Raw genomic sequence first — 14,344 nt, forward strand, 5'->3', positions numbered from 1 at the left:
GGAAATTAACATCCTGTTGACACGATATTAATTGAATCCTAATCATGGATTCCGTAATAGATATCATACGGTTTGCCACCCAACTTGGAATGCTCTATTTTAGCCATGAGTTCCGTCAGTTTCTCAGCCATCTTGTCCCGATGTCCGGCCATATCGAAATCATAACGGTCTTTCAGACCTACCGGTACGCCGTTCTCATCAAAGAAAACCGTTGCACAACCGAAAGCATAATTGAATTCATCGGAATCATAGAAAGAGATAACCTGAGAATAATATTTCTTGCCGTCGATAGTAACGGGAGTTGGTCCACCATATCTCTTTTCACTTGCCGCACGAGCTTCGACAGCTACCGCAGCTGCTCTTTTAAAGACATCATCGCTCACTTGTAACGGTGCTCCTTTACCCAGAAAGTAACAAACCAGACATTGCTTTTCAAAGTCACTGTTCAAATTTGCCATAACAAACTCCAACACTTCCTTGACGTCTTTCCCGAATGCTTCTTTAAATTTCTGATTAAGCATCTCCATAACTATTCCCCAAAAGGGATTACTCTTTGCAGTTCCCATATTTTCAATATTTTTAAGTTGGTTATATTTGACAAACTTCGTGAAAAGAAACGATTTCTCCAAGAATATGAAGTTTATTTTTATGCTACAATTGTTTTTCGTACTTTTGGCGCAAAATTAAAAGACGCAAATGATACAAAACTTTCACCGCATGATATCCGACACACTCGGCATATCAGAAAAACAAATCAGCCAGACGCTCGGCTTGCTGAATGACGGGGCAACCATCCCTTTCATCAGCCGCTACCGCAAAGAAATGACGGGCGGCCTGGACGAAGTACAGATTGAAGCTATCCAGACGCAATATGAGAAGCTGAATGAGACAGCCAAACGGAAAGAAACCATCCTCAGCACCATCACGGAACAAGGGAAACTGACACCCGAGCTCCAAAAGCGCATTGAATCGACCTGGGACAACACCGTGCTGGAAGATATCTACCTCCCCTACAAACCCAAGCGCAAGACCCGTGCGGAAGCAGCCCGGCAGAAGGGTCTGGAACCACTTGCCACCCTGCTGATGCTGCAACGGGAACCTCATCCCGAAGATCGTGCAGCCAGCTATGTAAAAGGCGATGTGAAGGATGTGGAAGATGCTCTGAAAGGTGCCCGCGACATCATTGCCGAACATGTAAGTGAAGACGAACAAGCAAGAAACAGTGTGCGTAACTACTTTGCCCGCCAGGGTGTATTGACTGCCAAAGTAGTGAAAGGTAAGGAAGAAGAGGCCGCCAAATACCGCGATTACTTTGACTGCTCGGAGCCACTGAAACGATGCAGTTCCCACCGTTTGCTTGCCATTCGTCGGGCAGAGGCTGAAGGATTGTTGAAAGTCAGCATCAGTCCTAACGACGAGGAATGCGTGGAACGGCTGGAACGCCAGTTTGTACGCAGCAACAACGCTTGCGGACAGCAAGTGACAGAAGCCGTGCAAGATGCCTACAAGCGCTTGCTGAAACCTTCCATTGAAACGGAATTTGCCGCACAAAGCAAAGAGCGCGCCGATGAAGAGGCAATCAAAGTGTTTGCAGAAAACCTCCGTCAGCTGTTACTTGCGTCACCTTTGGGACAAAAACGTGTAATGGGTATAGACCCCGGATTCCGCACAGGCTGCAAAGTGGTATGTCTGGATGCACAAGGAAACTTACTGCACAATGAAAACATCTATCCTCATCCACCGGTGAACAAACCGAAAGAAGCCTTCTCCAAACTACAGAAAATGATAGAGGCATACAAGATTGATGCCGTTGCCATCGGCAATGGAACAGCCAGCCGGGAAACGGAGGATTTCTTGAAACGACAGGTATTCACGCGTGAAATACAAGTATTCGTCGTCAGCGAGCAAGGTGCATCCATTTACTCGGCTTCTAAAATTGCCCGTGATGAGTTTCCGGAATATGACGTCACCGTACGTGGTGCAGTATCTATAGGGCGACGCCTGATGGACCCGCTGGCCGAGCTGGTGAAGATTGACCCGAAGTCCATTGGCGTGGGGCAATACCAGCACGACGTAGATCAAACCAAACTGAAAAAGTCGCTGGACCAAACCGTAGAGAATTGTGTAAACCTGGTTGGCGTCAACCTGAACACTGCAAGCAGCCATTTGCTGACTTACATTTCGGGATTAGGCCCTCAACTGGCACAAAACATCGTAAACTATCGTGCCGAGAACGGTGCATTCTCCTCTCGCAAGGAGTTGATGAAGGTTCCGCGCATGGGTGCCAAAGCCTTCGAACAATGTGCCGGCTTCCTGCGCATTCCTCAAGCTAAAAATCCGTTGGACAATACCGCCGTGCATCCTGAAAGCTACTGCATCGTAGAGCAAATGGCAAAAGACCTGGGATGCAGTGTAGCCGAACTGATAGCCAGCAAAGAACTGCGTCTGAAAATAAATCCGGAACGTTACCTCTCTCCCACCGTAGGTATGCCTACACTAAAAGACATCTTGCAAGAACTGGACAAACCCGGACGTGACCCGCGCGGACCGATCAAAATCTTCGAATTCGACAAGAACGTACGTACCATCAACGACTTGCGCGAAGGTATGGAACTGCCCGGTATCGTAGGAAACATCACAAACTTCGGCGCATTCGTCGATATAGGTATTAAAGAAAATGGCCTGATACACCTCTCCCAGCTTGCCGAAAGATTTATATCAGACCCTAACGAGGTAGTTTCCATTCATCAGCACGTACGCGTGAAAGTACTCAACATAGATACTGCCCGCAAAAGAATTCAGCTGACAATGATAGGAGTATCGCAAGAATAAAAAAACGACTTTAAAATGCGACTTGAGCAAACTCGACTCCTAAACGATGAATCTGCTCTAATATCAATGCTTCCCGCTCTTTAGATGGCTTTTTAAAACCATTGATATAATTTCGCAACAGAGTAGCATTAATACCTATCAGCTTAGCAAACTCCGCTACATTTAATTCTTTATGAGCAAGGAAGAATTTCTGAAGCGGAGTTGGCTCTGCATCCTCATACACAAAACTTTCAAAACTAATGTCTTCATCTAGTTTTCTCCAGTGTATTCCATCAAAACCAAATGTATAGGAAGAGCGTTCTTCATCCGAAGCATCCTTTAGCTTAGGATACCAAAGAAGAGACTGGCGATATTCATTTCCATGTTCGTCCTTCCCATAGATATAGTCTCCATTAAACCAAATTTCTCTAATCTTCATACACTTATCTCATCTTTTAAAATAGTTATTCCAATGCTTTATTATTAAATCTTTATTTTCCTCTATAACACCGGATATACGTTTTATATCATTGGTTTTAATTCCTTGTTTCTCTTTTAAAATAAAGTTCTCACCATTCCATTCAAACTTAGCTATACCATTCGCACCTTCTACGTGCACGTGCGGAGGCTCATGCTCCTTACTATAATAGAAAAATGAGAAACCAAAAAATCTAAATATTTCCGGCATAATATATGTTTTGTTATGTTCTACACAAAGATAGGTATTATTTTTAATTCCCGCAAGTCTTTTGACGAATTGTATAATAACCAATGATAAGCGCTGTACCCACTATCATAAGAACGGTACAAAGGATGGAGCCTTCAAACCCGAAGGCTCCTCCGTTTATCAGGTTTGCTTCGGGCAGGCGAAGCGCAATCAGACTATCAGTAAATCGGTTGCCACTGACCTCATAACCCAATATAGGTCCTTGCAGCCAGTTCCAGAACCAATGCAGGGCAATAGGAAAACAAAGGTTACGCGTATATATATAAGAAGCACCCAGCAATAATCCTGCCAGCAGAATATTGAGGAACGGAACAAATGCAAAATTCGGGTTGAAGATATGCAACAGAGAAAAAATGGCCGAAGACAGAAACAATGCCCAGAATTTATTCACTCCACCATCCAGCATACGTCCTAAAACGAAACCACGCAGTACCAGCTCTTCCGTAACGCCCACCAAGAAGAAATATGTAAGGGCCATCAACAAAGAAGACGGCTGAAAGGAAGCACCCGCCACCTCCACGGCTCCCAACAACAGGGAGAGTCCGAAACCAACGGCATAGAGAAGGACAGCAAACAAAGCTCCGCTAAACAAGTCTTTCCACCGCCCTTCGTGCAGAGACAACCCCAAACTCGTAAGAGGTCGTCCGCGGCGGCTCAATAAAATCCATGCTGCAAGAAATGCAGCAACCAGCAACAGTGTTTCCTGCAATATAAGCAACGGGACATTAGTACTACTCACCTCGCTCAGCCCCTTAAACAAAAGTGAGAAAGGCATGGTAATAAAGAACGCAAAAGCTCCCCAGAGCACGATGAACAATATGACATCAAGTGCCGTCAGCCATAAACGCTTTGATTTAGACACAACAACACCTTCATTTAGCTTTTCTTCTATTCCCATCTTATTTTCATATAGATTAATATGTGACAAAAATAATAATAAAAAGGAAAAACTTCATTTATTCCTGCCGTTTTCTTCTTATATTTGAAAAGTCAACTAATCTGAAATCAGAAGCATGAAACTAAGAAAAATACTTTTAATGGCTGCCGGCTTGGGGCTAATGCTGAACGCCTCAGCACAGAAATCGAAGATATGCTACGTAGCCAAACCAGGTACTTTGGTAGAACTGCTGACCGAAGCAGAGGCCAATGAAATCACTCAACTGACCCTGCAAGGCAAGTTGAACGCCATCGATTTCCGCCATCTGAGAGATGAATTCAAGAAACTTCAATTATTGGACATATCAAATGTTTCCATCAGCACGTATGCCGGCAAGAACGGTACCTATCCGAACCGTTTTTATATCTATCCGGCAAACTGTATCCCCGCGTACGCCTTCTGCAAGCAAGTAAATGACAGCACTTTCATCGGAAAAGAAACCCTAACCAGAGTTATCCTTTCCGACAAAACCAAGAATATTGAAGATGCCGCCTTCAAGGGTTGCAAGAATCTGCATATATGCCAGATACGGAAAAAGAGTGCCCCCAACCTATTGCCCGAAGCATTGGCCGACAGTATTACTGCCATATTCGTCCCGCCAGGCAGCAGTGATGCCTACCGCACCAAGAAGAAATGGGAAACATTCGCCTTCATTGAAGGAGAACCACTGACAGTGACCGTACAGATAGGTAAAATGGGAAGTCTTGCCAGCGAACTGCTGAGAGCCGGATTACAGCCCAAAGACGTGAATTTCCTGACCATAGAAGGCAAAACGGATGAAGCAGACTTCACACTGATACGCGACTATATGCCCAATCTGGTATCTATCGACCTCTCGAAAAGCAATGCCACCACCATCCCCGACTATACTTTCACCCAAAAGAAGTATCTGCTGAATGTGATCCTTCCCTACGGTTTAAGAAGTATCGGGCAACGTGCTTTCAGCGGCTGCGGACGCCTATGCGGAACACTGGAACTACCTCCCGGTGTAACAGCCATTGAATATGGAGCGTTTATGGGATGTGAAAATCTACGCTATGTAGTAGCTACGGGAAATAAGATTACGACATTAGGAGATAATCTGTTTGGAGATGGGGAAGGGAAATTGATTTATAAATGATAATTTAGGGGCGTAGCGCTGGAGCAAGATTTCCATTCGGATTACTTGCACAGCAAAACCTGAAAGCCTTTTATCTATTAGTGCAGTAAAGCCTGAAGGGCTTTCATCTATTAGCCCAGGGCAACGCCCTGGGTAATAATGCGCTCCTATCTCTGCGCCCTGAAAGGGCAAAAGCCCGTTATACAATCTTATGCCCTTTCAGGGCGTAAGGTGAGAGGGGCGTTCTTAAACCCAGGGCGTTGCCCTGGGCTGGTAGATGAAAGGCTTTCAGCCTTAGGATGCACAAACATGCCGAAAGGAAATCTTGCCGGGGCGCTACGCCCCTAAATTCCCATTTATTTTCCGTACAAACGGGTTCTCAACTCTTTGATATGATCCGAAGTAATGTATTCGTCATATTCCATCATTTTGTCGATGATACCATTCGGAGTCAATTCAATGATGCGGTTGGCAACAGTTTGAATGAACTCGTGGTCATGGGATGAGAACAATATATTACCTTTATATGTCTTCAGGTTATTGTTGAAAGCCTGGATAGACTCCAAATCAAGGTGATTGGTCGGTGTATCAAGAATCAGGCAGTTGGCATTGCGAAGCTGCATGCGGGCAATCATACAACGCATTTTCTCACCTCCCGACAACACACTTGCCTTTTTCAGCACTTCCTCACCGGAGAAAAGCATACGACCAAGGAAGCTCTTCATATAAACCTCATTACCCTCACCGAACTGGCTCAGCCAATCCACCAAGTTCAAATCCGTATTGAAGAAAGCAGTATTATCCAACGGCAGATAAGCAGTGGTAATCGTAACTCCCCAGTTGAATGTTCCGGCATCCGGCTTCATATTCTCATTGATGATTTCGAACAGAGCAGTCATGGCACGCGGATCGTGGGAAAGGAATACAATTTTATCCCCCTTCTCTACATTGAAGTTGACATCGCGGAACAAGACAGTACCATCTTCCAATGTCTTGGTCAGACCGGAAACTTCCAATATCTGATTTCCCGGTTCGCGTTCGGGCGTAAAGATGATGCCCGGATATTTACGTGAAGAAGGCTTGATTTCTTCTACATTCAGCTTTTCCAGCATCTTCTTGCGACTGGTAGTCTGCTTGCTCTTTGCCACATTGGCACTGAAACGACGAATAAACTCTTCCAGTTCTTTCTTCTTCTCCTCAGCCTTAGCTTTCTGGTTCTGCTGCTGGCGGAGTGCCAACTGGCTGGATTCATACCAGAAACTATAGTTACCGGCAAACTGATTGATCTTTCCATAATCAATATCCACCGTATGCGTACAAACAGAATCGAGGAAGTGACGGTCATGGCTCACGACCAATACCGTATGCTCAAAATTAGAAAGATAATCTTCCAGCCACATCACGGTATCCATATCCAAGTCATTGGTAGGCTCATCCAGCAACAAGTTATCAGGGTTGCCATAAAGAGCCTGTGCCAACATGACGCGCACTTTTTCTTTATTGTTCAGCTCACCCATCAACATATAGTGCTTATCTTCCTTGATGCCCAAACCACTCAGTAAAGCAGCAGCATCACTCTCGGCATTCCAACCGTCGAGCTCGGCAAATTTCTCTTCCAATTCGGATACTTTCAGACCATCTTCATCGGTGAAGTCTTCTTTGGCATACAGCACTTCGCGCTGTTTCATGATGTCCCACAGCACAGTATGTCCCATCATTACGGTATCCATTACCGTATAAGCATCCCACTTAAAGTGGTCCTGACTCAAAACGGAAAGGCGCTCGCCCGGTCCCAACATGATGGAGCCCGTAGTAGGATCCAGTTCACCGGAGATAGCTTTCAGGAAAGTAGATTTTCCAGCACCATTGGCACCGATAATACCGTAACAGTTACCACTTGTAAACTTCAAGTTTACATCATTAAACAACACTCTTTTACCAAACTGTACTGAAACATTAGAGACTGTAATCATCTGTATATTTATGATTTTTGATTTATACCTATCTATATATACTAAATTTCGCTGCAAAGATAGGTATTTTTCTACGAATAGGCACAGAGAAGCGCTGTCAATCTGACATAAAAGTATTACCTTTGCAGCGTTTTTAGCAAAAGCAGCCAATTTGGCAAAGTTTTTGCTGAGGAACTTCATATAAACTTAAACCCTTAACCGCAATGAAAGCAAAATCATTTTACAAGAACAATAAGCATAACAATATGAATCCGAAAGAAAAAGAAAACAACCAGGAAGAGGAACTGAAAGATCAGACCACTCCTAACGAATGTGACGAAGAAGTTGCAGAAGCAGGAAAAGAAGCTTCTCAGGAAAGTGAGGCTCCTTTGACAGAAGAGGAAAAGCTGGCACAAGAGTTGGAGAAAGCCAATGAACAGCTTGAAGAGCAGAAAGACAAATATCTGCGTCTGTCTGCCGAGTTTGACAATTATCGCAAACGTACCATGAAGGAGAAAGCAGAACTTATCCTGAATGGTGGCGAAAAGAGCATCAGCAGCATCCTCCCCATTGTGGATGACTTTGAACGTGCCCTTAAAAATATGGAAACAGCGACTGATGTAGCCGCCGTAAAAGAGGGCGTAGAACTTATCTACAACAAGTTCATGTCTGTATTGGGACAGAACGGAGTAAAAGTTATAGAAACCAAAGAGCAACCGCTTGACACAGACTACCACGAAGCCATCGCCGTAATTCCGGCACCTGACGAAGCACTGAAAGGCAAAATTCTGGACTGCGTACAAACCGGTTACACGCTAAACGACAAAGTGATCCGTCATGCCAAAGTGGTAGTCGGAGAATAACATAAAACTGTATGGAAAAAAGAGATTACTACGAAGTATTAGAAGTTGAAAAGACAGCAACGCTGGAAGAAATAAAGAAAGCCTACCGCAAAAAGGCCATCCAATATCACCCGGACAAGAATCCGGGTGATAAAGTAGCCGAAGAGAAATTCAAAGAAGCGGCAGAGGCATACGACGTACTAAGCAATCAGGATAAGCGCGCCCGCTACGACCAATTCGGTCATGCCGGACTGGGTGGAGCTGCCGGCAACGGAGGTCCGTTCGGTGGTTTCGGCGGAGGTATGTCTATGGATGATATCTTCTCCATGTTCGGTGATATCTTTGGCGGGCACAGTGGTGGCTTCGGCGGAGGATTCAGTGGTTTTGGCGGCTTCGGCGGAGGAGGTAATTCTTCGCAGCAGCGCCGTTATCGCGGTTCGGACCTGCGTGTCAAGGTGAAACTGAACCTGAAAGAGATATCTACCGGCGTAGAAAAGAAATTCAAACTGAAGAAATACGTTCCATGTACCCACTGCCACGGCACGGGTGCAGAAGGAGACGGTGGTGCAGAGACTTGTCCGACATGTAAAGGCAGCGGTACAGTGATCCGCAACCAGCAGACTATTCTTGGCACCATGCAGACGCGTGCCACTTGTCCGACATGTAACGGTGAAGGGAAAATCATCAAGAATAAGTGTAAGGAGTGCGCCGGAGAAGGCATCGTCTACGGAGAAGAAGTAGTAACTGTACAAATACCGAAAGGTGTTGCAGAAGGCATGCAGCTCTCCATGGGCGGAAAAGGTAATGCCGGCAAGCACAACGGCGTGCCGGGTGATCTTTTAATCCTTGTAGAGGAAGAGCAGGATAAAGAACTGATTCGCGACGAAAACGACCTGATCTACAACTTGCTTCTCAGCTTCCCGACAGCTGCCTTAGGTGGTGCAGTAGAAATCCCAACCATCGACGGCAAAGTAAAAGTAAAAATTGAGTCGGGCACACAGCCTGGCAAAGTGCTTCGTCTGCGTGGCAAAGGTTTGCCAAGTGTAAACGGGTATGGCACGGGAGACTTGCTGGTGAATATCAGCGTATACGTGCCGGAAACTTTGAGCAAAGATGAGAAGAAGGCTTTGGAAGAGATGGAGGGTTCGGATAACTTCAAGCCGAATACGTCGATAAAAGAGAAGATATTTAAGAAGTTCAAGAGTTTATTTGACTAAAATTCCTCTAAGAGAAGTTTTCTATCAATTTGCTTCCATACTGCCACATACTCTCTATAACTCCTTATTCATCGGCATTAGAGGTGCAGTGGAAGCAACACAAAAATGGTGGAAGCAAAATTTGCTTCCACCATTTTTGTGTTATTACGAGCTTATCGAAATCACTCGATTACCCTGTGCTTATTCGTTGAAAGCCCTGTATTCTGTATGAAAGAAGAAGGGGCTTTATTCATAAAGTAAAGGGGTATGTTCCATTTAGTCCTTATGTTTATCAGCTGTTCACGGCCGTGAAGCAAGTTATTCACAGCCGTGAGGCAATTGGTTTACGGCTGTGAAGCAAATTACTCACAGTCGTGAACAATTGGCAAACATAGGGAGGTAATAAAAGAAACATTAAGGATCAACAGAAGAAACATTAGGCATTTGCACATGCAACGCATGGGACGAAGCCGACAAAGACATGCACTTGCTCGCTGCGAATTATGAGTAGATAGCTCCCTGCACTAATTCAGCAAACAAATCGGCATACTTGTCGGCTACGGCAGTAGCAAAGCGACATCCCTTTTCGGCTGTGGCAAGTTTCGGGTTCCCGATGCCGGTATCTTCAGTCACCTTCTGCCAATTACGTGGAATCCAAGCAACCTTTTCGCATAAAGACTTCGCGGCAAACGGCTTGTAACTCCCCTCTCCTGCCTCATCGAGATTGACCAACTCGGGATGATAATGCATCATGACCGACGTTTCCAGTTCGTCGGCATGGTCTCCCGGAGCATCGAAGTATTCTTTGGCAGGAAGCACGGCAAACCATTCGCTAACGGCAATCAGAAAGTCAGGATAATCTACCGACAAATCACGAATCATATTTTTAAAACAGTTGCCTCCATGACCGTTAACGATAACCATTCGACGCATGCCTTGAGCATAGAGAGAAGCCACCATATCGGTTAATATTGCTTTCTGGGTTTCATAGCGGGTATGTACGCAGAAGCTCAACTCCCGCTGTCCGGGATTTTGCGACCCCATAGCTACTGCAGGCATTACCATGCAACGCACACCGTGACGCTCCCAAGCACGCACTGCGGCATCTACCGCCACATCATGAGACAGTATGCAGTCTGTAAGGTAAGGCAGATGCAGATTATGGGGTTCCGTAGCTCCCCACGGAAGCACCACCAAATCGTATTCCAGGTTTCTCACTTTGCCGTAGGATGATACGGACAAATCAAATTCTTTATTAATTGTTTCCATAATTATAAAATAGATATCTATAGCAATCAAGAAAAATCCCGATTAACCCTTTCAGGTCAACCGGGATATGTGTTTATCGTCTGTCTATACCTATAGGATTAAGTCCCGGTCCTCCTCCCGAAGTATAGCCGCGACTTTCTCCGCTTTCCCAAGGAGAAACCCAAAACGCATACAAGTCACCATCAGTCAGATAAAATTTGAAACGGACATTCTTACCCGTCAGTTCTGACAAGTCTTTCTTATCTTTCCAGGTTATCATCTGCTTGGTACTGTTTGCCCGTTTCAATGCAATGCATTCTTTCTTCGTAAATCCCGGAACCGGATTACCGTCTGCATCTAAAACTTCTACAGACAATGCACTCTTCTTAGTGCGTACATCCGCATTCACAAACATATACTTTCCATCAAAAGACAACTTCTCTGTCGTCAGATATCCTTCCGTTTTACCGGCATGCATGGATACAAACCCGTCGCGACGCAACGTGGCAAGTCCGGTAGAAGTGTGGCTGTCCCACATTATCTTACTTAACCGACGGCCGCTGGAATAGAAATAAAGAGAGTCACCGACAATCAGAGGCGTACCATTAATGGATTGCATATTTCCCCAATTCCACGCGCCTTCCGATTCGTTGACATTCATAAAAGGTTGGTGCGTGGGGCGAGAGAAATGAAATCCATCACGGCTGTAGCCTAAGGAAACAACATTGCGCTTCTGGATGCCGTCGCGTTCGCAAACACGATTCTCCGGTCCTGCCCATGCAGAGTAGAGCCCCAGCATGATACTCTCGTAAGGAATGGCATCGAAGTTATAGATACCCGGTTCCACTTCCGGATATTTCTCATGACGGAGTTCTTTGTCATCAGGAGCAAACCAAAAGACGATATTTTTATCATCAGCGTCCTTACGCGTGCGATGCGCCAGACTGACCAACATTTCCGGATCGCTATTCTCAATGTAATAGCGAGAGCGGCTCGAAACCGGAGTACCGGCACGCATACTCAGTACCCACTTCTTGGTGAAAGGATTGTAGAAAGCAGTAGTACGGTCTCCTTGATCGCCCGACTGAGCTACACCTCTACTCCAATGGATGCCGTCTGCCGAGTACTTCAAAACAACTTGCCAACGACGGTCTCCGGGACGACGCTCTATGTTGAAGAACTTCCAGCGCTTGGCAGGGTCTTTTTCTTCACGATCCAGCCAGACGGTAGATGCATCACGATTGCAAGTATCTACAATATTAGTGCCCGGAACAATATCCTGGTTGACTTTCTTCCACACTTTTCCGTCTTCCGACTCAGCGTAGCAGGTATAGAAAGTCTGTTTATCTTCCTTATGGATAGTGCCGGCTCCGGCAAGATACCACATTTTATATTTTCCGTCTTTGTCATCGTACCAGATACCATCACTGAACGGAGCAGCATACAAGGCACCTTGAATTGTTTTTTCCCATTCCTTATCCGGCTCCAATACCGGATTTCCGGCATAGAAGTTAGGAGTATGATAAACACTCTCCAAGTTTGTTTCTTCAATCAGGAAGCGGTCAACAAACAACTGACGACCTGTATTTATAGGAATAACTGCCGGTTTGTTCTGCAAATAGGGTACCGGCATCTCCATGCGCACAGTAGGTTCAGGACGACGGGGCGGCCATTGTTCAGGAAGCGTGATGCCATTGTGCAAGGTTTGCGCAAACATCAATGGAGTTATCCCCAATATAAACAAGCTTACTAAAATCTTTCGCATAATTGTTATCGTATTAAATAAATTGAATAAACGGAAGAGAGCAAGACGCTCTCTTCCCTAAATTATATTAGTTCCAACCGGGATTATTCTCCGTAATATACGGATTTCCTTCCACTTCGTCAACCGGAATAGGCATCCATTCGTCACGGCCTTTCTGGAATCCTAAATAGGCGGAAATGTTATACTGTTTGAAATTAGGATCGGAAGCATCCAGTTCAGCAAAGCGTTCTGCTACTTTTCCCCAACGGAGAAGATCGTAGAAGCGATGTCCTTCCTGGGTAAGTTCCAAGATACGCTCATGCTCAATAACATTCATATCTACAGAAGACAAAGCGGGCATATTCACACTGGGACGGGCACGCACTTCGTTCACGGCTTGCAGCGGCGTCAGCTTACCTTGCTTACCACCCGATATAACAGATTCAGCATACATCAGCAATACATCGGCATAGCGGATATAGGTGTAGTTCAAGCCATTGGCACGCAGGTTGCCGATCCACATATTGTTACCCGGATTCTTGGAAGGAAGTGTCCAGTCGATGTTCTTGCGGCAGGCAGACTTATATTTGCCAGCTTGGGCACTGACGATGGCAAAACCTTTAGTTACAACTTCATCCTTTTCGGCATAATAATAATCATTGAATGGTTTCCCGTCGAAGACGAGTACTTTGTCACCCTCCTTTGCATTGATTTCGGGAGCTGTATCATCGAATATCAAAGTGCCGAACATACGTGAATCGGTCTTTCCATTGGCATCTTTAGAAGCTGCAAAGGTGTCGTACACCCATTGGTGAATGACATGGGCATTATTAGAGACTAATGAGGGAGGCTGATTTCCACGCGGATCTCTCCATACACCACTATCCGTCAGACCCGGATTGAAACCTGTATTGACGGCATCACCCACAAATTGGAATTCAAGAATGGACTCATCGTTGTTTTCGGTAGCTACCTTAAAGTTATCATTATAATCCGCCATCAATTTATAGTCTCCGTGTTCGCCTCTGATAATTTCGTCAAAACACTCGGCTGCTTCATTATAATAGGTCGTTGACGAACTTCCATAAAACTTTTCTATTCCACTGCGATAGAGATAAGCCTTACCCAGCAGAGCTGTTGCCGAAGCACTGGTGACACGTCCCAAGTTATCGCCTTTCCAGAAACCTTTCTTAGGCAACAGTTCTTTGGCTTTCTTCAGATCGGAGATGATGAAATCCCATGTAGCCTCCGGAGCCGACTGCGGTTTGTAATCCTTGGAAGACTTCGGGAAGTTCTCCATCAAGGGAATGTTACGGAAGTTCAAGAATAAGAACCAATGGGAGAAAGCTCTCAGGAAATAAGCCTCACCCAAATAAGCATTCTTCAATTCCACGTTCGAGAACTCTACGTCAGGAATCACCTCAATCATCTGGCAAGCCTGAGAAGCTGCCGTATAGAACAACTGGTAGGGTTGAACGATGGTATACCAGGAAGAAGTCAACGAAGCGCAGTATTGTCCCGGCACTCCGTAGTCAGTGCGATCACTACTCTCGTCACCTCGATTAGCCATGAGACGAGTAGCAGAAACGCCCATAGAACGGGGAGTTGTCACATAGGAATAGATTCCCATCACCCCTTTATTAATATTCTCGGGTGTATTATAGAAGGAACTAACGTCCTGCTGATTCGGATTAATGGCAAGTTCGTCAAAGATATCATTGCAAGAGCTTAATGACAAACCTACTATTGCCAATGCCGACATTACTATTTTACTATATTTTTTCATCG

The 14,344-nt window shown here is 45.3% G+C and carries 12 protein-coding genes; 4 read left to right on the forward strand and 8 right to left on the reverse strand.

Annotated elements, in window-relative coordinates:
- Positions 1 to 38: 38 nt before the first annotated feature.
- A complete protein-coding gene (locus AAE250_RS12980; RefSeq protein WP_342289044.1) occupies positions 39 to 566 on the reverse strand; it encodes a hypothetical protein in 528 nt (175 codons plus the stop codon).
- A gap of 130 nt (positions 567 to 696) precedes the next feature.
- On the opposite strand from AAE250_RS12980, the gene AAE250_RS12985 reads away from it, so the two are divergent.
- Positions 697 to 2,832, forward strand: a complete 2,136-nt coding sequence (locus AAE250_RS12985; RefSeq protein ID WP_342289045.1) for a Tex family protein — start codon at positions 697 to 699, stop codon at positions 2,830 to 2,832.
- A gap of 10 nt (positions 2,833 to 2,842) precedes the next feature.
- Here the strand turns inward: AAE250_RS12985 and AAE250_RS12990 are convergent, their stop codons facing one another.
- Genes AAE250_RS12990 through AAE250_RS13000 form a run of 3 tightly spaced genes read right to left on the reverse strand, consistent with a single transcriptional unit; the run spans position 2,843 to position 4,436 of the window.
- Positions 2,843 to 3,250, reverse strand: a complete 408-nt coding sequence (locus tag AAE250_RS12990) for a DUF2442 domain-containing protein (RefSeq protein WP_342289046.1) — start codon at positions 3,248 to 3,250, stop codon at positions 2,843 to 2,845.
- A gap of 9 nt (positions 3,251 to 3,259) precedes the next feature.
- Positions 3,260 to 3,499, reverse strand: coding sequence for a DUF4160 domain-containing protein (locus AAE250_RS12995; RefSeq protein WP_342289047.1), 240 nt, complete (start codon positions 3,497 to 3,499; stop codon positions 3,260 to 3,262).
- A gap of 43 nt (positions 3,500 to 3,542) precedes the next feature.
- Positions 3,543 to 4,436, reverse strand: coding sequence for a CPBP family intramembrane glutamic endopeptidase (locus AAE250_RS13000; protein ID WP_342289048.1), 894 nt, complete (start codon positions 4,434 to 4,436; stop codon positions 3,543 to 3,545).
- 115 nt (positions 4,437 to 4,551) lie between these two features.
- Here AAE250_RS13000 and AAE250_RS13005 point away from each other — a divergent pair, with 115 nt between their 5' ends.
- Positions 4,552 to 5,595 (forward strand): leucine-rich repeat domain-containing protein, encoded by a 1,044-nt coding sequence (locus tag AAE250_RS13005; RefSeq protein ID WP_342289049.1) that lies wholly within the window; start codon positions 4,552 to 4,554, stop codon positions 5,593 to 5,595.
- A gap of 335 nt (positions 5,596 to 5,930) precedes the next feature.
- Here the strand turns inward: AAE250_RS13005 and AAE250_RS13010 are convergent, their stop codons facing one another.
- Positions 5,931 to 7,547 (reverse strand): ABC-F family ATP-binding cassette domain-containing protein, encoded by a 1,617-nt coding sequence (locus AAE250_RS13010; RefSeq protein ID WP_294600679.1) that lies wholly within the window; start codon positions 7,545 to 7,547, stop codon positions 5,931 to 5,933.
- Positions 7,548 to 7,750: 203 nt separating this feature from the next.
- Here AAE250_RS13010 and AAE250_RS13015 point away from each other — a divergent pair, with 203 nt between their 5' ends.
- Both AAE250_RS13015 and dnaJ read left to right on the forward strand, forming a co-directional pair.
- Complete coding sequence (locus tag AAE250_RS13015; protein WP_294600681.1) at positions 7,751 to 8,389, forward strand: nucleotide exchange factor GrpE; 639 nt, start codon at positions 7,751 to 7,753, stop codon at positions 8,387 to 8,389.
- A gap of 11 nt (positions 8,390 to 8,400) precedes the next feature.
- Positions 8,401 to 9,585, forward strand: coding sequence for a molecular chaperone DnaJ (gene dnaJ, locus AAE250_RS13020; protein WP_294600684.1), 1,185 nt, complete (start codon positions 8,401 to 8,403; stop codon positions 9,583 to 9,585).
- Positions 9,586 to 10,065: 480 nt separating this feature from the next.
- Here the strand turns inward: dnaJ and AAE250_RS13025 are convergent, their stop codons facing one another.
- The 3 genes from AAE250_RS13025 to AAE250_RS13035 all read right to left on the reverse strand — a co-directional run bounded on the left by AAE250_RS13025 (position 10,066) and on the right by AAE250_RS13035 (position 14,342).
- Complete coding sequence (locus AAE250_RS13025; protein WP_294600793.1) at positions 10,066 to 10,824, reverse strand: creatininase family protein; 759 nt, start codon at positions 10,822 to 10,824, stop codon at positions 10,066 to 10,068.
- Positions 10,825 to 10,906: 82 nt separating this feature from the next.
- The gene (locus tag AAE250_RS13030; RefSeq protein WP_294600686.1) at positions 10,907 to 12,577 is read right to left on the reverse strand and encodes a hypothetical protein; all 1,671 of its coding nucleotides are present in this window, start codon (positions 12,575 to 12,577) and stop codon (positions 10,907 to 10,909) included.
- Between the two features lie 67 nt (positions 12,578 to 12,644).
- Positions 12,645 to 14,342 (reverse strand): RagB/SusD family nutrient uptake outer membrane protein, encoded by a 1,698-nt coding sequence (locus AAE250_RS13035; protein WP_294600688.1) that lies wholly within the window; start codon positions 14,340 to 14,342, stop codon positions 12,645 to 12,647.
- Between the last annotated feature and the right edge of the window lie 2 nt (positions 14,343 to 14,344).

This window comes from Bacteroides sp. GD17, assembly GCF_038448625.1.
GTDB lineage: Bacteria > Bacteroidota > Bacteroidia > Bacteroidales > Bacteroidaceae > Bacteroides.